The sequence below is a fragment of the Paenibacillus sp. JNUCC32 genome (genome assembly GCF_014863545.1).
Classification (GTDB): domain Bacteria; phylum Bacillota; class Bacilli; order Paenibacillales; family Paenibacillaceae; genus Paenibacillus_AQ; species Paenibacillus_AQ lautus_A.
Genome location: NZ_CP062260.1, coordinates 6,501,513 through 6,522,463, shown reverse-complemented (window position 1 = coordinate 6,522,463; position 20,951 = coordinate 6,501,513). Strand labels below are relative to the sequence as shown.

General features: G+C 52.8%; 13 protein-coding genes. 2 read left to right on the top strand and 11 right to left on the bottom strand.

The window, feature by feature from the left end; translation table 11 throughout:
- Positions 1-9: 9 nt before the first annotated feature.
- The 7 genes from JNUCC32_RS28845 to yicI form a co-directional block, all read right to left on the bottom strand.
- Complete coding sequence (locus JNUCC32_RS28845; RefSeq protein ID WP_192572750.1) at positions 10-2,409, bottom strand: glycoside hydrolase family 95 protein; 2,400 nt, start codon at positions 2,407-2,409, stop codon at positions 10-12.
- Between the two features lie 170 nt (positions 2,410-2,579).
- A complete protein-coding gene (locus tag JNUCC32_RS28840; RefSeq protein WP_192570535.1) occupies positions 2,580-4,292 on the bottom strand; it encodes an ABC transporter substrate-binding protein in 1,713 nt (570 codons plus the stop codon).
- Between the two features lie 77 nt (positions 4,293-4,369).
- Positions 4,370-5,278, bottom strand: coding sequence for a carbohydrate ABC transporter permease (locus JNUCC32_RS28835; RefSeq protein WP_009592812.1), 909 nt, complete (start codon positions 5,276-5,278; stop codon positions 4,370-4,372).
- A 15-nt stretch (positions 5,279-5,293) separates the two neighbouring features.
- The gene (locus tag JNUCC32_RS28830; RefSeq protein WP_009592813.1) at positions 5,294-6,256 is read right to left on the bottom strand and encodes an ABC transporter permease; all 963 of its coding nucleotides are present in this window, start codon (positions 6,254-6,256) and stop codon (positions 5,294-5,296) included.
- Positions 6,257-6,842: 586 nt separating this feature from the next.
- The gene (locus tag JNUCC32_RS28825) at positions 6,843-8,399 is read right to left on the bottom strand and encodes a response regulator transcription factor (RefSeq protein ID WP_192570534.1); all 1,557 of its coding nucleotides are present in this window, start codon (positions 8,397-8,399) and stop codon (positions 6,843-6,845) included.
- Positions 8,374-10,182 carry a cache domain-containing sensor histidine kinase gene (locus JNUCC32_RS28820; protein WP_096776909.1) on the bottom strand — a complete coding sequence of 603 codons (1,809 nt, stop codon included), beginning with the start codon at positions 10,180-10,182 and terminating at the stop codon, positions 8,374-8,376. The genes JNUCC32_RS28825 and JNUCC32_RS28820 overlap by 26 nt, the downstream gene beginning before the upstream one ends.
- A 213-nt stretch (positions 10,183-10,395) precedes the next feature.
- Positions 10,396-12,720 carry an alpha-xylosidase gene (gene yicI / locus JNUCC32_RS28815; protein ID WP_192570533.1) on the bottom strand — a complete coding sequence of 775 codons (2,325 nt, stop codon included), beginning with the start codon at positions 12,718-12,720 and terminating at the stop codon, positions 10,396-10,398.
- Between the two features lie 172 nt (positions 12,721-12,892).
- Between yicI and JNUCC32_RS28810 the strand changes: the two genes are divergently transcribed.
- A complete protein-coding gene (locus tag JNUCC32_RS28810; RefSeq protein ID WP_192570532.1) occupies positions 12,893-13,771 on the top strand; it encodes a helix-turn-helix transcriptional regulator in 879 nt (292 codons plus the stop codon).
- Here the strand turns inward: JNUCC32_RS28810 and JNUCC32_RS28805 are convergent.
- Together JNUCC32_RS28805 and JNUCC32_RS28800 are read right to left on the bottom strand one after the other, a co-directional pair.
- Positions 13,766-15,169: a glycosyl hydrolase family 18 protein gene (locus JNUCC32_RS28805; RefSeq protein WP_192570531.1), complete on the bottom strand. Its 1,404-nt coding sequence runs from the start codon at positions 15,167-15,169 to the stop codon at positions 13,766-13,768. The genes JNUCC32_RS28810 and JNUCC32_RS28805 overlap by 6 nt on opposite strands.
- A gap of 320 nt (positions 15,170-15,489) precedes the next feature.
- Positions 15,490-16,242, bottom strand: a complete 753-nt coding sequence (locus tag JNUCC32_RS28800) for a YqcI/YcgG family protein (protein WP_192570530.1) — start codon at positions 16,240-16,242, stop codon at positions 15,490-15,492.
- 183 nt (positions 16,243-16,425) lie between these two features.
- Between JNUCC32_RS28800 and rnjA the strand changes: the two genes are divergently transcribed.
- A complete protein-coding gene (gene rnjA, locus JNUCC32_RS28795; protein WP_015737537.1) occupies positions 16,426-18,144 on the top strand; it encodes a ribonuclease J1 in 1,719 nt (572 codons plus the stop codon).
- Between the two features lie 156 nt (positions 18,145-18,300).
- On the opposite strand, the gene JNUCC32_RS28790 is transcribed toward rnjA, so the two are convergent.
- On the bottom strand, positions 18,301-19,524 hold the full coding sequence (locus JNUCC32_RS28790) for an MFS transporter (protein ID WP_192570529.1): 1,224 nt from the start codon (positions 19,522-19,524) through the stop codon (positions 18,301-18,303).
- Positions 19,525-19,585: 61 nt separating this feature from the next.
- Entirely contained in the window at positions 19,586-20,659 is a 1,074-nt protein-coding gene (locus JNUCC32_RS28785; RefSeq protein WP_192570528.1) for an ATP-binding protein, read from the bottom strand.
- Positions 20,660-20,951: the final 292 nt, after the last annotated feature.

Genomic DNA, 20,951 nt, shown 5'->3' with positions numbered 1-20,951 from the left:
AGCCATTATTCACAATGCCTCCATGGCAGCCAATGCAATCTGGTAAGTCATGCCGCTCACCGTCTCAAAAGAAAGCCGATCTCCCGTCGTCACAACGCTCCCGTCTTCCCTTCGAACGGCGAGAGGCTCGGAATATTGAATTCTGCAGATCCGGCCATGCGTAGAGGTTATGCTTGCGGACGCAAGAATGCCGTCCTTCCATTCCATATCCACGATAAATCCTCCGCGGGCCTTCAATCCTCGCACGGAGCCTTCCGCCCACGCTTTCGGCAGCGCCGGCAGCAGATGAATGGCATCCAAATGGCTCTGGAGCAGCATTTCTACAAGTCCGGCGCTGCCTCCAAAATTCGCATCGATCTGGAACGGGGGATGGTCCCCGAGCAGATTGGGGTGCATGGAGCGGGAAATCAGGGTCCGGACATAATCATAAGCCTTGTCCGGCTGCTGCAGTCGGGCAAACAGGTTAATCAGCCATACGCAGCTCCAGCCCGTATGCCCCCCTCCGTGATCGATGCGCGACATCAGCGTACGATAAGCAGCTTCTGCAAGCTGCGGCGTATCTTGGAGGGTAATATCGGAGCCGGGGTACAATCCGTACAAATGGGATACGTGCCGATGTCCGGGCTCCGCTTCCGGATACGGCTTGCTCCATTCCATGAGCCTGCCCTCGTCATCGATGGCGTAAGGGAGCAGGCGCGCGACCGCAGCTTTCCATTCCTCCCGCAGTTCATCATCTTGCTCCAACAGCTGCGAAGCTTCGATGCAGTTATGGAATAAATCGCGAATGATGGCCATATCCATGGTCGAACCTGCCGACACGCTGCAAGGCAGGCCTTCCGCGGTAAGAAACTGATTCTCCGGCGATGTCGACGGGCTGGTCACCAGATGCCCTTTCCCGTCCTCAATCAGCCAATCCAGGCAAAACAAAGCGGCTCCACGCATCAGTGGATACGCCGTTTCCCGCAAGTATTCAAGATCCGGGTGGAATTGATAACGCTCCCATAGATGCCGGCACAGCCAAGCACCGCCCATTGGCCAGAAGGCCCACATGGCTCTGCCATCGCTCGGACTGGCCATTCGCCATAAATCCACGTTATGATGGGCGACCCATCCACGGGCGCCATAGTGAATCTTCGCGGTCCGGGCACCGCTTACGCTAAGCTCCCGGATCATTTGGATGAGCGGCTCGTGGCACTCGCTCAGACGCGTCGTTTCCGCCGGCCAATAATTCATCTCGGTATTGATATTCGTTGTGTAATCGCTGTTCCATGGCGGCTGGACATGGGGATTCCATATGCCCTGCAGATGGGCGGGCTGTGTACCCGGCCGGGAGCTGGCAATGAGCAAATATCTTCCGAATTGAAACATCAGCGCTTCGAGCGCAGCATCCTCTCGTCCTTCCCGGTACGCTTCCATCCGCTCGTCGGTGGCTAAAGCTGCTATGGAACGCTCATTCTCTGGACGGCCAAGCTGAAGCTCCAGACGTCTGAATAAGGCTTGATGGTCCTGGACGTGCCGTGAACGCAATTGTTCAACACCATGCCGCATGGCGCCCTGAAGTCTCTCCCTGCATATGCCGGACGGATCGGTACCGCCAGAACCCGGAGAACGATCGAAGCCTTCAAAATTCGTAGCAGCCGCAACCAGCAGCGTAACCGAGCCTGCCGCGCAAATGCGCATGCCGCTGTCATCGATCGTCACCTGACCGCTGTCCGTCAAGGCCAGCAGCCTCATTTCGTACCGAATGCCCAGCCCATCCTCATAAAGCACCGACCCGGGATGATCGCCCCTGTAATTATCAGCAATATGAGTCGGAGCATGCCCATGCAACACCAGCGTCCCGTCTTCCTCTGTACGCGTACGATGCTGCAGCGGTGAACGTAAACCGATCTCCAATTGGATGGATCCGCTCCCCGAGCATTCATAACGGATAACCCCGACCTGGTCAACCGCACTGATGAACATATCCCTGCTGAAAATATGATCGGAGCCGCCACCTTGAAAACGAGTGGAAGCGATCCCCGTATCCAGGTTCAGTTCGCGCCTGTATTCCGAGCATGAATCCCCTATTCCCGACTGTCGGATCAACAGATCTCCTAACGGCAAAAAGGACTCCGTATTTCTGCCAACCATCCTGCCCTCGATCAACTGTTCGGCTTCGGCATTCTTGCCGGACGCAATCAGTTCCCTCGCCTTTGCCAGATACCGGAGAGCCTCGTAATTATTCGTGTCCCGGGGAAAGCCGGACCAGAGCGTATCTTCGTTCCATTGAATGCATTCTTCCTGTACGCCTCCGAACACCATGGCGCCAAGGCGGCCGTTTCCAAGCGGAAGCGCTTCTTCCCACTTGGCCGCAGGCTTCCGGTACCACAGGGTTGTGTTCTTATGCTCTGCTGAATACAGCGTAATCCCCCCTTATGTCCAATGATTTATAAAGGTCTTCTCGAAGAGCACCTGAAATCCTTCATCTATGGTTGTATTTCTTCTAATAAATTGAGGTCCGCGATTATAACAGCAGCCTGCCTTGAATAGCGGCAAAAGGGGCGGCATATTGCCGGCCCCTTCGATTCGCCTCTACCTTAATTATTCCAGAGTTCCACCCGTTCGCGTACCAATTGGGTGTATTCCTGCTCCATTTTCTCGGCGCCGGCATCATTCAGTTCTTTGATGAACTGGTCATACAGTGCATCGAATTTCGCCGGATCGGCAAGAATGACTTCCGGAATCCGCTTCCGGGTAATCTCTTCCACCTTTTTGTACGTGATATTGATATTGGAGTCGCTCGGTACCGGAATGTTGTAAGCAACGCCCCACGGCTTCACATCAAATTCCTCTTGTTTCGGCCACAGGTCTTTCCACATTTCCGCGCCGTACGCTTTCAGCGTTTCCTTCGCGGCCGGCGTATAATTCTCGATGATCGTCTCCGGGAAGTTCGTTGTGTAATAGTTATCCGTCGAATCCTTCACGCCGTCGCCGTAACGAGGGAACATCGCATTGTACAAGCCGATTCCTGTTTCCTTCGTGAAGTTGGCGTTGTCATAGGTTTTGCGCTCTTGGACGTCTTCAGGAATAACTCGCTTGCCGTCCACCACGTTGTAATGCTCGCCTTCAATACCCCAATTCATCAAAACTTGCCCTTCTTCGGAAGCCAGATAATCCAGGAACTTGATGATTCGAACCGGATCCTTGGCGGATGTCGTAATGCCTACGCCCCATCCGGCGACGTAACCCGTGTCTTGGAACGTTGCATCCTTCGTGGACTCATCCAGCTGGATCGGGAATCTCGCATAGGTGCGGTTTTCCTTGCCGGAAGTTCTCAGTGCGTTCGTTGCATTGCCGAAGCCCCACTCCTGATCAATGACGCCAAGGACGCGGCCGGAGGAAATTTTCGCTTCGTATTGGTCCGTCTTCTGCACGAACGTTTCTTTATCCAACAAGCCCTCGGCGTTCATATGATTCAGCCAGCGGAAGTACTCCTTCTCTTCCGGCCGCTTGTAATGAAGCTTCGCCTCGGTTGTTTCCGGGTCGATATAGTACTCGCCGTCATCCGATACGCCTGTCGCGATAAACGCCGGGTTCGTTACCGAGATCATGATTCTCCATCCGTCCGCATTCAACGTCAGCGGAATCGTCGGCTGGCCGTCAATGGTCGGGTGTTTCTCGGCATAGTCTTTCAGCGCTTTCTCATAATCCTTCACCGTTTTCAGTTCAGGGTATCCGAGTTCTTTCAGCACCTCATGTTGGATCTGGAACGTGCCGCCGGCATCGAGTGCCTGATGATCCACTGCCGCAAGCGTCGGAAGGACATAGATGGCCTCATCCTCGTTGCTCCATTTCAGGCGGCTCATATATTCTCCGTACACCTTCTTGATGTTTGGCGCATGCTCTTCGATCAGATCCGTCAGATCGATAAACGCCCCGGAATCCACGAACAGATTGGCGTCCCCCTTGGCAAATACCAAGTCAGGGTATTCCCCGCTCGCCACCATCAGCGGAAGCTTCTGATTGGAGCCGTCCACCGCATATTCGGCTTGGATCGTAATGCCGGTCTTCTCGGTCAGCTTCTTCCCGACCGCATCCTGCATGTTGGCCCAGTTCGCATTGGAATCCGCGCTGTAATACGTCATGGTCATCGGCTCGAGCTTCTCTTCCTGCTGCGTATCGCTTCCGCTGCTGCCCTCATCGCCGCCGTTTGCGCTATTGTTGCTGTCGCCGTTGCCGCACGCCGCCAGAACGAATGTAGCCATCATCATGATCGCGAGCAGGAGCGACAATCTCTTCTTATGTTTCATTGCTATACCCCCTAAATCGATTTTTGATCATTTATCGTATAACAGGACGTTGTGCCTGCTGATACCGTTACATGCGCCTAGCTTTTTACCGCTCCAAGCGTCATACCTTTCACAAAATACCGCTGCAGGAACGGATACACGAGCAGTATCGGAACGGTTACCACGATCGTGATTGCCATTTTGATCGACTCCGGCGACACCTGCTTCACGATCTCGGCCATATTCTGCCCGGTCATCATGCCGCTGGTTTGCCCCTGGGTGCTCTGCAGCACCTTCATCAGCTCGAATTGGAGCGTGGTGAGATGGGGTGCGTTACCGTTGTAAAGATACGTATCGAGCCAAGAGTTCCACTGCCCGACAGCCAGGAACAAGGCGATGGTAGCCAAGACGGGCTTACAGAGCGGAAGAATGATTTTGTAATAGATCGTAAAATCGTTGGCACCGTCAAGCTTTGCCGATTCCTGCAGCGAGTACGGCAGGCTGTCGATGAAAGACCGGATGACGAATACGTTAAATGCGCTCACCATGCCCGGAATGATGTAGACCAGAAACGAATTCATCATGTTCAGGTCGCGGATCAGGATGAACACCGGAATCATTCCGCCGGAGAAGTACATCGTCAGCGCAAGAAAGGTCGACATGAACTTTCTTCCCTGAAAGTCTACCCTGCTGAGGACGTAGCCCAGCATCGTGCCGCTGAGCAAGCCCAGAAAGGTCCCTGCAAGCGTACGGAGAATCGTGTTTTTGGCCCCGGTGACCAAGCCGTCGTATTTAAAAATCTGCACGTAGTTATCCAGCGTGAACTCTCTCGGCCAGATGTAGATTCCCCCGCGCACCGTATCAACGGAATCGTTCAGCGATATCGCCAGAACGTTCAGGAACGGGTAGAGTGTGACAATCATGACCAGTGCCATGATGGTAAAATTCGCGATATCAAACACCCGATCGGAGAGCGAGGGCTTGAATGCTGCTTTGGTTCGTGCCATGCTGTTTCCCTCCCCTTACATAATCGATTGCTTCGTGAATTTTTTGAACACGCCGTTGGCAAGCAGCAGCAGGATGATGCTTACGACCGAGTTGAACATTCCGATGGCCGTACCGAATGAAAAACGTCCCATGCCAAGTCCATAATTCAGCGCATACAGGTCAAGCACCTCGGAATAATCTACCACTAGCGGATTACCCAGCAGGAACTGCTTCTCGAAACCGATGCTGATCAAATGACCGATGGACATGATCAGCAGGATAGCAATCGTAGGGGCGATGCTCGGCAGCGTAATGTGCCATATTTGGCGAATCCGGCTCGCGCCGTCAACCTTGGCTGCTTCGAACTGCTCCTGATCAATCCCTGTAATCGCTGCCAAATAAATGATCGCGCTCCAGCCCATTTCCTTCCATATATCGGAGCCCGTTACGATGTACCAGAACAGGTTCCCCTGAGCCATGAACTGTATCGGCTGATCGATGAGCCCCAGCCACATCAGCAACTGATTGACAGCGCCTCCATCCGTGGACAGCATTTTGGTCACGATACCGGCAACTACGACCCAGGACACAAAATGCGGCAGATAAGATATCGTCTGTACGGTCCTCTTGAATACGCTTCCACGAAGCTCATTCAACAAGACTGCGAATAGGATCGGAATCGTGAATCCAACGATCAATCCCATGAAACTCATGGCGAGTGTATTTCGCAACACCAGATAAAACTTATCGTCCGCGAAAAGTGCTGCGAAATGGTCCAGGCCCACCCATTTTTGCTCGAATATCCCTTTGCCCGGCTTGTAATTCTGGAATGCCATCAGCCAGCCCCACACCGGCAAATAACTAAAGATGAATACAATGACGATGAATGGAAGCGACATTCCGTACAGTACTTTCTGCTCTTTGAAAGTGGTCCAAAAGCCTTTCTTTTTCTTTGCGGCAGGTTGGATGCTGCTTTCCGTCTTTGTTACCGCTTTCAAACCAACCCCTCCTCTCTTGTATATCCTGATGATAAACCAAGCTGGGGCGGGGAAGTACCCGAAGGATTGGCTTAAAAATCATATAAAAATTAGACATTAACGGTGGGAGGGAAAATGCGAAAGACCTTTATGCCGCTCCGTGTCCGGATCGTATCTCCGATCGCTGTTAAACCCGGAAAACTTCGATTGATACGGGGAGGTGGTTTCCCGGCTTTAAAGGCGAGCGCTGGCGCTTCTCCGATAAGATTCCGGCCCCTCCGCTCTATGCTTCGCAGCATTTGGATTCCCCGCTAATGCCTTGGGGAGGAAAAGGGGAAAACAAAAAAGACGCGTACCTTAGTCGCGTCTAAAGGGCAGCGATATGAAAGTACTTATGCTAAGTCTGGTTGTATGGTAAGTGAACGCTATTGGAGAACAATCATAAACCATTTAGAATACGGCATCAGACGACGCGGAGCTGCTTGCAGCCTATTTGTCGTGCGCTAGCTCCTGCGTGTGATGCTCTGGTCATGATAGGCTTTATGACCTCGATGCCGCATCCATGGCTCGATCACGTTGTGCGAATCCGCGTTACGGCACGGCTAAATTACAGGTCCAGCTCCTTGCGGAAATTGGACGGAGACGTGCCGACGTATTTTTTGAATTTGCTATGAAAATAATCGACGTTCGTATAACCGACCTTCTCCGCCACCTGATACACCTTCATGCCCTGCTTCAAAAAATCTTTGGCTTTGTCGATCCGGACCTTATCGAGATACGTATTGAAATATTCCCCGGTCGTATTCTTGAACATTTTTCCGAGGTAAGCGCTGTTGTAATTAAATATCGACGCCAGCGTTTCCAGCTTAATGTTCTCGTTGTAATTGCGCTGAATCAGATCCATGATCCGCTTCATCTCCTGATCCCGTCCGCCATTGCCCGCCTGCCATATCAGCTCCTCCAGGAATTGGGACGAATGGCGGCACAGATCATAGGCCGTTCGCTGTCGGAATATTGCCGCAATCCGATCCGAGTATTCCTTCGTGCGGGACTGCAGCTCCGTATGATGCTGCATCAGTTTGTTGTGCACCCCGGTCAGGAGCTCCACGAAGGCGCGTTTCATCCTCTCCTCCGTGTATTCTTCATTCACCATGGCTGAGGCTGCCGTATACAGCAGCTTCTGCTGCACCTCCACGTTGCCCACATCCACCGCATAATAGAGCTGTTCCATCAGCTGCTCCGGATCATAGGGCTGCCGTTCTTCATCCGTGTTGCCGCCGGCAAACCGCTCGGATTCAGGAAACAGAATCTCCCCGGGAGCATAGAAGAACCGTTCGCGAATCCGTTCTTTGGCACAACGGTACGAATCCGCTACATCCTCCAGACGGTGGACCTGACGTCCCAAAGAGGCCGTTATCGCCGTGCCGGCCCGGCTTGCGGCTTCCTCCACCAACTGCAGCAATTCCTTACGTCCACCTGCCGTCAAGACCGGCGTGGGCATTAGGATACCGAGCTGTCCATGCATGGAAAACACCGCGCCGCGGCCGTTATCTTCAAAAGCTTCGATCAGCTGGTTTTTCAACCGGTCGTCGGTTTCCTCACCGGATTCATCGCTGCCGTTATGATGAACAAGCAGCACTTGGTAATGGTTCCATAACAGTCCCGACCGCTCGGCCATATGCCGCAAAGCGGCCGGATCGGGCTTGCTCTCCGGGTTGAACCATGTCTGAATGAACTGCTCGCGGCTCATATCGGAGGCTGCCCTGTTCAGTGCAATCCTCTCCTGTTCCTGCTCGATGGCTTCTTTAATCTGCAGCAAATACTTGCTCAGCTCGTCCTCATCCACCGGCTTTAGAAGGTACCCGTCCACACGGTGGGAAATCGCCCGCTTGGCATAATCAAAATCGGCATATCCGCTCAAGATGAGCAGATGAATTTCGGAATCCAGGTTTCGGATGGCTTCGATCAGCTGCAATCCGTCCATTCCCGGCATCCGGATATCAATCAGCATCAAATCCGGGTCGTACTTCCCGTGCTTCTCCAGCGCTTCGTTCCCGTTCGCTGCGGTATCAACAACCTGATACCCAAGCTCGGGCCATGGCACAATGCTCTTCAGCCCTTCGCGCAGTTTGGGTTCGTCATCCACGATCAACACTTTCATCATCGCTCTCTCCTCCTGTCGGAATACTGAATTCAATACGCGTTCCTATGCCCGGTTCGCTATAAATGATCAGACCCGCTTCAGGGCCGTACGTGAGCTGCAGACGGACATGTACGTTACGGAGCCCGATCCGTCCGCCATCCTTCTCGTCGGTATCGTTCAAATAACCGTAGATCATCTGCAATTTGTCCAGGGATATGCCTGCACCATTGTCCTCGGTCATGACGTGCAGTTTCCCTTCGCTGGCCGAGACCCTGACCCTTATGGAGGTTCCCTCTTCTTTGTGATCCATCCCGTGTATAACCGCATTCTCCACAAGCGGCTGGATGATCAAGGGCGGGATTCTTACCCGGTTCGCTTCAGGGTCCACCTGAAGTTCATATTTCAGGCGGTCCTCATATCGGAACTTCTGAATGTCGAGATAGCACTGTACCATCTCGATTTCGTCCTTGATTGTGGTTTTTCCGCTGCCCACCTCGAGATTGCTCCGCATCATTTTGCCGAGCAGCCGCACGATCCGGGCAATTTCGGTCTCGCCCTTGAGATGGGCCTCCATGCGAATGGACTCCAGGGCATTAAAGAGAAAATGCGGATTGATCTGGCTGGCCATCATTTTGAACTTGATTTCGTTTTGCTTCTGCTCCATTAACCGCTTCTGTTCGTTGGACTCCTGCACTTCGTTCATCAGGTCGTTAACGTTGCCCACCATGGAGTTGAATTGACGGGACAGCTGGCCGATCTCATCCTTGCCGTCGATCTCCATGGCAACGCCAAGATTACCGGTACCTACCTTCGTAATATGCTTGCTGAGACGCAGCAGCCGGTTCGAGATCAGTGAAGAGAAGCTGTAGATCAGAAGAACGGCCAGCAGCAGGCTGATGATGATGACGGTCATCGCCAGCTTGCTGATCCGGTTGGCATCCGCCACGATGCTATCGATCGAGAATATCGAAATAATGCGCAAGCCGTTCACTCCGGACTCCGTATTCAGCGGTTCGATCAGCACCTTGGAGGCTTCGTCATGGATGACCGACTCGTAGCTGCCGCTCGCGTGGTAAACGGCCCCGCTGGCATCTTCAATCTCGGCTAACGTTTTCCCGTACAGCTCCGGGCGATTAGCCGCGACAATATTGTTACTGCTGTCCACGATAATCGTGTCGAACGCTTCCTGGCTCAGGATCGTATTGAGCATGCCGGTGTTGACATTGATCACCAGCACGCCGCGGTTGTCCTTGCTTCCAAGATCAACCCCCTTGATCAAGCTGAGGTACACCTTCTGATCACGCTCATCCTCAATGTAGTCCCAATAGATGACCCCGATATCGTCCTCCGCCCGCCGATACCATTCCGTACTCCTGATTTCATCCTCGGGATAAAGAAACTCCCAATTGTTCAGCATGGTCGGATTGTCGCTGTAGAATCGGATATTCGATATTTCCTTGTACATCCGTATCGCCTGCTGCAAATCGGGATACTCCCTGTATGCCACGAACACGTCGTATACGCTTTCATATTGCCGGTTGGCCAGATTCCTCAGACGCTCGTCGTAGGACAAGCGGTAAGATAAATCATCCGCCACGTTGATGACTTCGGTCGACCGTTTCTTGACCCGGTCCACGTTCTGATAGGCTTGTTCCAAAGCATTGTCGAATGCAAATTTACGGAGCTCTCCCGTAAGGAATATCCCTACGATGGCTACCGGTACAAAGACCACGACCACAAATGACAATATCAATTTATTGCGGATTTTCATGTCATTCATAAGCTGAATGAAATTCGATAACATCGGACCGTCGACGCTCCTGTCCTTTAATCTTCGGCAAGCAAAAGTAAACGGTTACATTCCATCGTGGATAAGCCTGCCTCAGACCAATTATATCAGCACAGCCTTCCTTTCAAGGCCAGCTAAAATATGGAAGAAGCCCGACTCCAGCACAAAGCTGGTCCGGGCTCATCTTCACTATGTTTTTACCCGCTTAACAGCAGGGGGAACCCGAGATTATCCTAGCGCAACGCTGAAGGCCATCGCTTGTTGACCGGCTTCCACTTGAATTTTCCCTTCCTGCAGGCTCACTCCCGAGCCCTCCACGGAGGAAACGTTTCCTGTGTCATACAGCTTCACCGAAAATGGCTTGCCGCTGCCTTCCACCGTAAAATTGATCCGGCTGCCTGCACGTACAGCCCGTACAACCAGCTCGCTCTCTCCGTTCATGTTGCGAACGATGGCGGAAGCCTCGCTGCCGTCTTCCAATGCATACAAGCCAAGCTCTACTCCGTCTGCATAGTCATATTCCGGAAGGGCGTCGCTCGCACCCAAGGCGAGGAACGAGTTGCCGCGTACGAACAAAGGCAGTCCGAGGAAACCGTACGTTTCCTTGCGCCAGGTTCCGCCATCCACCGTTTCTCCGGTTAACAGATGCGTCCAGCGGCCCTTCGGCAGATAATACTTCACGTCGCCTTTCTCGCTGAATACCGGTGCAACGAGCAGGGAATCGCCCAGCATGTACTGACGATCCAGCATTTCGACGGCCGGATCCTCCGGGAACTCCAAGAACATGGCGCGCATGCTCGGCACGCCTTGCTCCGATGCCTGTACGGCGGTATGGAACAGATACGGCATCAGACGGCTCTTCAGCTTCGTGAAGAAGCGCGTAACGTCTACGGCCTCTTCGTCGTAAGACCATGGCACCCGGTAAGAGCTGCTGCCATGGAGACGGCTGTGGCTGGACAGCAAGCCGAATGCCAGCCAGCGCTTGAACACATGCGCCGGAGCCGTATTTTCGAAGCCGCCGATGTCATGGCTCCAGAAGCCGAAGCCCCCGAGACCGAGGGACAAGCCGCCGCGCAGGCTCTCCGCCATCGATTCATAATCCGCATAACAATCGCCGCCCCAGTGAACAGGGAACTGCTGTCCGCCAACGGTTGCGGAGCGTGCGAATACCGCCGCCTGATTCTTGCCGAATTTCTCGACCAGCACGTCAAAGACCACTTTGTTGTACAGCTGGGTGTAGTAGTTGTGCATTTTATGAGGATCGGAGCCGTCAAAATACACAACGTCCGTCGGAATGCGCTCGCCAAAGTCCGTTTTGAAGCTGTCCACGCCCATATCAGCCAGCTCGCGCAGGTACCCTGCATACCATTCGCAAGCATCCGGATTCGTGAAGTCCACCAGCGCCATGCCCGGCTGCCACAAATTCCACTGCCAAACATCGCCATTGGCTTTCTTCACGAGATAGCCCTTCTCACGGCCTTCCTCGAAGAGGCGCGAACGCTGCGCGATATACGGATTGATCCATACGCAGATTTTCAAGCCTTTTTCTTTCAGTCGCTTCAGCATGCCTTCAGGATCCGGAAATACCTCTTCATCCCATTGGAAGTCCGTCCAGTTGAGGCCCTTCATCCAGAAGCAGTCAAAATGGAACACTTGCAGCGGAATGTCGCGCTCCAGCATACCGTCCACGAAGGAGTTTACGGTCGCTTCGTCATATTGCGTCGTAAAGGAGGTCGATAGCCACAATCCGAAGGTCCAAGCCGGCGGCAGCGCCGGTTTGCCTGTCAGGCTTGTATATTTGTCCAGAACGCCTTTCGGGTCGGGCCCGTCAATCACGAAATACTCCAGCGACTCGCCCGGCACGCTGAACTGAACCTTCTTCACTTTCTCTGAAGCCACTTCAAAGGATACGAGGTCCGGCTGGTTGACAAACACGCCGTAGCCTTTGTTGGTCACGTAGAACGGAATATTTTTATAGGCTTGCTCGGAGCTTGTGCCGCCATCCTGGTTCCAAATATCCACAACCTGGCCGTTCTTCACAAACGAAGTGAATCGCTCGCCAAGTCCGTAGACCCACTCGCCCACGCCAAGATCGAGCTCTTCGCGCATGTAGGTCTGCCCGCCGTCCTCCACGATATGCGCCATGGATTTGGCTCTGCTGCCGGTGATGCGCTCCTCTCCTCTATAGAAGTGGACCGACCATTCCGGGCCTTTCTTGATCACGACGCTCAGATTGCCGCTCCGAAGAACAGCCTGTTGATCGTTCTCTTCGATGACCGTATGGTCGCCCTCCTGTTTGTACAATTCGAATGCAGGTCCACGATCTCTTACGCCCGCATAGTGGACCAGCTTCACGCCGATGACGCCGGGTGCCGGGGAATGAAATTGCACGGTGATCAGCTGCGCATTGATGGTCGCTCCTCTGCCCGGAATCGGTGCCGTGGAAGCATAAGCCGTCAACGTATCTCCTTTTACCGCAAAATCATAGGCCTGAACCGCTCCCGAAACGGAATACCCTTCCCGGATTAGCCAGTTGCCGTCTGTAAATTTCATCGTTACTTCCGCCCTTCTATATTTTTAAAATTGAACTTTCAGATGTAAGCGTTATAATATCATTATACTGATCCGTTTTTACCTATTCTAACAATATCCGATTGTTTTATAGCACAATTTTGATATCAGATAACAGTGTTCAGGAACACTTCACATCCCAAGGAGGTGCAGCATGGATCAATCCATCCGCCAGTCGTTAAAAGAAAGCACCGTCCACGGGAATGAGCGTTTCCCCTTCGGTGCCTATTGGTATCAATTTGCCCCCGGCGCCCATGTGGTAGACTCCCATTGGCATAAGGAAGCGGAGATTTTTTACGTGCTGGAAGGCGAGGTGCTGTTTCAGATCGATTCGGAATATATCCCCGTCCGTGCGGGCGAAGCGATATTTATCGATGGGGGAGATCTGCACACCGGCCACGCCCAGGGCAATGAAGGGTGCAGCTTCTGCGCCATGGTGTTCGATGTCGGCATGCTCGCCAGCAGCAGCTATGATCTTGTGCAGGAAGGGATGATCGTTCCCTTCCAGGAGCGGAGAGCCGCTTTTCCAAGACGGATGACAGCCGGGACCGATGGGCGCCTGCTTGAACATATAAAAGAAATGATGCTGCTGTCCAAGCACAAACCGGCTGGATATGAGGCTGCCATTAAGGGGCATCTGTTTCTCATGCTGTTTCAGGCCGCAGCCTCCGGCAGGCTTGCCAACCGCAGCCGGAGCGAAGCGGCGGACATGACGAGAACGGAACGCTTGAAGAAGGTCATTCTCTACATCCAGAGTCATTACCATCGACCTATCCGTTTGAGTGAGCTGGCTGACCTGATCCCGATGAGCGAAGGCCAATTTTGCCGCTTCTTCAAATCCATGACCGGGCAAACGCCCGTCGACTATATGAATTCCTATCGCGTTCGCCAGGCGGCGGAGCTCCTTCGTTCGCCGGACAATAAAATATCCGACATCGCACTCGATGTCGGATTTGGACACATCAGTTATTTTGTTCGGGTATTCCGCAAAATCATGAACTGCACGCCTTCGGAATATCGGAAGAAGTTATAATTTCGGCAGGCTTGGTATGACCTGATTGCAGTCCCCCTGAAGCGGCAGGTTCCGGCATACGTATTGGCCGGCGCTGTTTTCGTTCGCCGCGCCGGGCGGGGCCGGCTGATGAACCCGCTGTTTCCAGAGCTGCCACAGCATGAATCCATCATTCGCTCTTCCTTTATTCTTGATGTAGTTTACCATCGTTTCTACATTATAATAAGCCGTCGCGATGTTATTCTGACCGTTCATCATATCGGCATCGTATACCGTACCCGGCGCGGCATTCAATTGCAGGACGGCCCCGCCGGATCCCTCCGGCGCAATCTGCATGCCCATATTGATGGGCCCGTTGTATATCGCCTTGTAGGATTCATAGCCTTCGCGCGGGTCGTAATAAATACCGCCGTCGTAGGACATCAGATTGATAAAGTCGATCTTGCTGCCATGATCCTTAACCACGCGGTACATGGTACCGCCAAAAGGAGAACCCCATTGGACCTTGCCTTCCTCAAACGGCGTCCCCTTCACATAATAGGCGCCCGTGGACCAGCCGGCGATGGAAATCTGCAAATTCGCGTTCCTGGCTTGGATTTCATTGTAGAGGCTCGTTATAATGCCTGCGATCTCGCCATCCTTGGTACAGCTGAACTGGGCAGCCGTTCCTTTGTTGCAGCTGCTGCCGCTGGATTCCCAGTCAATGTCGACGCCGGCTGCGCCAAGATCCAGGGCCAAATCGACGATGTTCTTAGCATTGAATCTGGACCACTGCGATCCTTGGCTGTACGACCAGCCTCCTACCGAGAGGAACGCTTTCGTTCCGCGGGCTCTCAGTGCGGCGATGTTGTTGCGCAGATCCTGCGACTGCTGGGCCGTAAATTTACGCTGCCCATTCGGCGTCGTGGCTCCTTCCACGAATTCCAAGCCCGCTACGGCTTGATCAAACGCATACGACCCTTGCGTATACGTGGTGTCCGGCCTTACGAATGCTAGATTGAGATGCGTGATGTAATTGGGAATGTTCGCAGTCGTCAAATCGTAGATACTGGTGTTCCATGAGCTGGCGTAAGCGACGTACATCCGATCACCAGTCCCCGGAGGATCTACCGGCGGGTCTACTGGCGGATCCACCGGGGGATCTACCGGTGGTGTCCCTGGATTGCACGCTCCCAGGCCCTCCCATACTCCCCACTGTCCCGTCGTTCCGGGCATCTCACCCTGAGTCCACCATTTTGCTTTCCAGGCCTTACCCCCGTGGGATACGATATTGCCCCCGCCATATACGGCAGAACTGCTCCAAGCAGGCTCAGCGCAGGCCTCGGCGCCTTGAACCTGGGACGTAGGAAAGACACTGAACACCAGTACGGCGATAAGTCCGAGAATCCATCCTTTCATCGTTCTGGACTGCCTTGTCATTCATTAAACAACTCCTTCTCCATGGGTATTCGGCTCATTAAAGCGTTTTCAAATTTGGTGAAAGCTCCGTACCTTATACACCTCCTGACGCATTGGGATGAATCGAATGAAACACTTTAAGTGTAACTTGGTAATTTTTTGTACAACAAGGATAAGATTTACTAATTCAGGGGCAAAATCCTATACCTTGTCACAGCAGCGCATCTTCGCAAAAAAAGCCGACACCCTGCGGATGATCGCATAAGTGGCAGCTTTTGAAATGGAATGCCTGTTAACCCTTACTCCAATTTAGGGTATGATGATAGAAGCATGTTATTTTTCTATTTATGAGTCTCTTTGTGCAGCCTTGCAAACGGACATTTCGACAGAGACTCCTCGTTATCCCGCAGGAAATATTGCTTCCATTCATAATTGTCCTCCGCCCCGTAGAACTTCAAGTCCGGGTGTGGGGGGACTGGATCATATTCGGTCAACCGCTTGCGTATCAGCACTTTGGTATGTTCAGCTTGCCTGGCCCGGGCATTGAACTGCTTCAGAACCCAACGAGGCGTAAAAGCAAGCATCATGTAGGGGAAATACCTGCTCTGGCGAAGCTCATGTGCCGGCGTTCCGCAATATACGAAATAAGGCTCGCCTGCATAACAAAATTCCCACAGATGATCGTCTGGTTCCCCCGGCAGGTCCGCCGGCCAAGGCTCCGTATCGTATTCGGTGGTCCGGCTCAGCAGCCGCCAGAACAAACGCTCATAATACTCCACGCCCTCGAGGCTATCTCGGCCATGTTCCGTATTTATAAATACGACAAGGGAAGTATACGGGCCGAAGCCCCTGGAGCCGAGCCCGAACTCATGCAGTAGTGCGGCCAATTGCCCCGCCGCCTCCTGCGATTCGCCGCGGTTGATAAAACCGTATCTAAAATGATTCAGCGCATGTCCTTGCACTGCCGGAATGCAGGGGAATTTGGCGGAACGATCCGTCATTTTCTCAGTCAGCTTAACGATCGCTTCCCGCTGCCATTCCTCCGGCAATCCATAGGCTGCATCCATATCGTCCAACCTCATTAAACCGCTCATCACCAGTCCTCCTCTTCTACAGCATATAAGAGTGGGCAAAAATAGGTGACTGTCACGGACGAAATGCACATGAATTTTGAAAAGCGTTTCCCAAAAGCTTGAACTTTCTGATATCTTAAGTAGAGAAGAAATTAAAATACCAGGCTTATGCCTTAATTACCATAGAGAGGATTCTTTCACATTATGTCTAAACCCCTGCTAACCGATAAGATTCAAACTGCCAAACCGGCCAAAAAACCGAGGCCTTCCGCTCCGCCCGTGCGCATCTTTGCGCTGGGGGGGCTTGGCGAGATCGGAAAGAACATGTATGGCGTCGAATTCAAAAACGAGATCATTATCATCGATGCCGGACTGAAATTCCCGGATGCCGAAATGAGCGGCGTCGATTACATTATTCCGGATATCCGTTACTTGCTCGATAATAAGCACAAAGTAAAGGGTATGTTCCTGACCCATGGCCATGAAGACCATATCGGGGCCATTCCTTACGTGCTTCGTCAAATTCAGATGCCGATTTATGGCGGAGCCCTGACCATCGGCTTGGTTCGTGCCAAGCTGGAAGAGCATCGCCTGCTGGATCAGAGTGATCTGCGCATATTCCATGAAGACGAGACGATTGCATTCCGTCATCTTTCCGTTCATTTTTTCAGAACCACCCACAGCATTCCGGATGCCTTCGGGGTCGTTGTCGAAACCCCGTATGGACCGATCGTACATACCGGGGACTTTAAATTTGATTTTACGCCGGAGGACAAGCCTGCCAATCTGCACAAAATTCTGCATATCGGCGGACGGGGCGTCCTGGCCCTGATGGCCGACAGCACCAATAGCGAACGCGACGGCTTTACCCCTTCGGAGCGCACCGTCGGCGATTCCATTCTGCGCCTGTTCCAGGAATGTCCCGGGCGGATCCTGTTTGCGACCTTTGCATCCAACGTTCATCGTCTGCAGCAGGTGGTCGAAGCCGCCATTCGAACCGGCCGCAAAATCGCCATCGTCGGCCGCAGCATGGAAAAGGTGTTTGTGATCGGCCAGGAGCTTGGTTATATTCGCGTGCCGGACGGCATGATGATTGACGTCAAAGCCGTTAACCGCTATCGCGACGACCAGGTGCTGATTATTTGCACGGGCAGTCAGGGCGAACCCAATGCGGCGCTGACGCGCATCGCTTCTGGTGCCCATCGTTCGATCCAGATTCATCCGGAGGACACCGTCATTTTCTCGTCATCGCCGATTCCCGGGAACACCCAGAACGTTAACCGTAGCATCGATCTCTTAATGCGGGCCGGGGCCGAAGTTAAATACGGCTCCATTCTCGATATCCACACCTCGGGCCACGGCTGCCGCGAAGATTTGAAGCTCATGATCAGCAGCTTGCGTCCCAAATACTTTGTGCCGATTCACGGAGAATACCGGATGATGCTCAATCACCGTCATCTTGCCGTGCAGGTCGGGGTTCCCGACAGCAACGTCTACTTGATGAACATCGGCAACACGCTGTCCCTTTTCCGCAATTATGCGCGCAAAGGCCGGAACATCCCTTCGGGTGACGTCTATATTAACAATGGTGAACTGCGCACCCATGAGAAGGAGCTGCTTGAGGAACGCGTTCAGCTCGCTCACGATGGCGTGGTGATCGTCGCGATTACCATCAACCGGGAAACGCGCAAGCTGCTCTCCGGACCGGAGCTGATTACCCGCGGGTTCGTGTATATGCAGGACTCCAAGCCGCTTCTGCGCCGGGCCGAAGCGATGCTCCGCAAACAGCTGAACAAAGCCGGCGAACAGCGGGAATACAATCGTGCTGCCTGGGAGCAGATGACCAACAACACGCTCAACCGCTATTTCAAGCGGGAGCTTGGCAGAAGCCCGTACATTATGCCTTCCATCATGGAGGTATAATGCTTCGATCTCGCTGACGCTTGACGCTGTACACTAAAATAAGGGTGGATCCAAAGTCATTGAACCTTGGGATCCACCCTTTTTTGTCATATTAGAAAGCATGAATTTCGAAGCCTATCACCCTTCCTGTAAATCAACATAAAGCACGGGCCTGCTTTAGTCTGCAAGCTCCAGGCCTTTCGTTTCCTTGCCAAGCACCAGTACCCCCAGCGCCCCGATCAGGATGGTTACGAAAAACATCACGAAAATGATTTCGATGCGGGTCCCATTCTGCTTGAGCACCCCGACGAGCAGCGGCGCGATCACGCCGCCGATCCGACCGAACGATGTGGCAAGCCCGACCCCCGTTGAACGAACCTTCGTCGGATAAAGCTCCGGACTGTACGCATACAAGCCTCCCCATGCTCCCAGATTGAAGAAGGACAAGGATATGCCTGCGGCGAGCAGCGAGCCTTCCGTATTGGCGTAGCCAAACCAAATTGCGCTCAGCGCCGTAAGCACCAAATAAGTAACCAACACGAACTTACGTCCGAACTTCTCGATAAAATACGCCGCCGTGAAATACCCCGGCAATTGGGCAAGCGTCATAATCAGCACGTACTGGAAGCTTCGAACCAAGCTGAATCCTTTATCGACCATGACGGTGGGAAGCCACAGGAACATCCCGTAATATGAAAATACGACCGTAAACCACAATATCCACAGCATAATGCTCGTACGCCGATGTTCGACCGACCAGACCGAGGCCACACGCTGCCCGAAGGTCAGCTTCCGGACGGCCTTGGCCGTCTGCTCGATATACCTTGGCGAATCCTCGATGGCCCGCCGCAGGTAGAGAGCATAGAACGCGGGCAAAGCCCCGATGACAAAGGCTGTCCGCCAGCCGTAATCCGGAATGACGAAGTAAGCAATAAGCGCGGATAGTATCCAACCTGCCGCCCAAAAGCTTTCCAGCAGCACCACCGCTCTTCCCCGTTCATGAACGGGCATGCTTTCGGATACCAGCGTTGAAGCTACCGGAAGCTCTCCGCCAAGTCCGAAGCCGGCGATAAAGCGCATCAAGCACAGCATGACAAAACCGGTAGCCAGAGCGGAAAGCCCGCTCGCTATCGAGAATATGAGCAGTGTCCACAGCAGAATATTTTTCCGTCCATATTTATCCGCCAGAAATCCGGCCATGGCTGCGCCGAATACCATTCCGATCGATGTGGTGCTTGTCAGAATGCCGACCTGCTGCGAGCTTAGCGACCATTCCGCTGCCAATGCCGCAACAACAAACGAAATCATGCCGACATCCATCGCATCGAACATCCAGCTGGCACCCGCGCTGAACAGCAGCTTGCGCCGTTTGGGCTCTTTTAACAATTGCATGTTGCCCATTTTAACCGCCCCCTCTCCTATATCTTTCTATAATGTAGAGCGAACCATACGTCCGGTCAAGCTAGATTATGCTTAGCGGCAACATGACCGTTATGGTCGTTCCCTCCTGAAGCTTGCTGGTCACATACACCTGCCCCCTGTGATCCTCGATCATTTTTTTGCTGATCATGAACCCTAAGCCGTTGCCCTTCTCCTTCGTTGTGAAGAACGGTTCCCCGAGACGGGATAGGATCGATTCCGGGATTCCGCATCCGTTATCCGTGAAATGGATGGCCACGGTCTCGTCGCTGCCTCTCTCCAGTCGTATGGTCAACTCGCCGCCGTCTGGCATCGATTCCACCGCATTTTTTATAAAGTTGATGAAGACCTGTTTCAGATGATTCACGTCACCGTCCACATTGGCCTCTTGCTCTCCAAAATCGGTTATGATCTCTACGTTATGTATAATCGCCTGCGTATTTAATAACGTAATCACTTGTTCCAGCAGCTGCCGGATATCGGCACGCTCGAATTTCACGCTTTGCGGCTTCGCCAAGAACAGAAGCTCACTGACGATCAGTTCGATCCTTTCAATCTCCGAAGAGATAATATCGAAATATTCATCCTTCCGTCCGGCGCCGGAGCGAATCAGCTGCACGAACCCTTTGATGGACGTCATCGGGTTTCGGATTTCATGGGCGATTCCTGCGGCAAGCTGCCCGGCCATGGACAGCTTGTCGGACTGGATCAGCCGCTTCTCTTCCTGATCGGCCGCTCTCTTCATGTCGGTGATATCCGTCAAATGCGCTACATAGCCCAGCGCCCTTCCCTCTCTGCTGCGGGCTGTGCTAAGCCTGCACGATACCCACCTGATATCTCCCTGTTTATGTATCAATCTCTTTTCCATTTGCAAGGAAGAGATCCGGCCCGTTTTAAATTTTTCCATCATTTCCCTGTCCTTATTTACGTCCTCCGGATAAACCCAATCGTTATAGGGATGATGCAGACATTCGTCCTCCTCATATCCGAGCATCGTGCAAGCGGCCGGATTGATTCGGATAATGCTCCCCTCTGAATCGATGAATACCATTCCTATCGGCGCAACTTCTATCGCCTGAACCATAAAATCATAGCTGAGACATTCACTATTCATCATCGTTTGGAGATCCTCCTGTCTTTCATTGTTCAAATCGGTTTTACCTAATTTCTAGATATGGGATTGCTTCTCCTTTAGCCTATATGGAATATAAATAAAACAATCCAAAGGATAATTCGGACATGAAGCGAATATATTGGATATGAGGTTTCTAATATTTGGTGTCTATCCCAGCGCTATTCTAGTGAAATTGAGAGAAAATGGTTTTTTTTGACTTGAACGCCATGGCTTTTTCGTTTATTGTGAAAGAAAGCAAGTCATTTACAATTGCTAGTCGTTAGGATCGTTAACA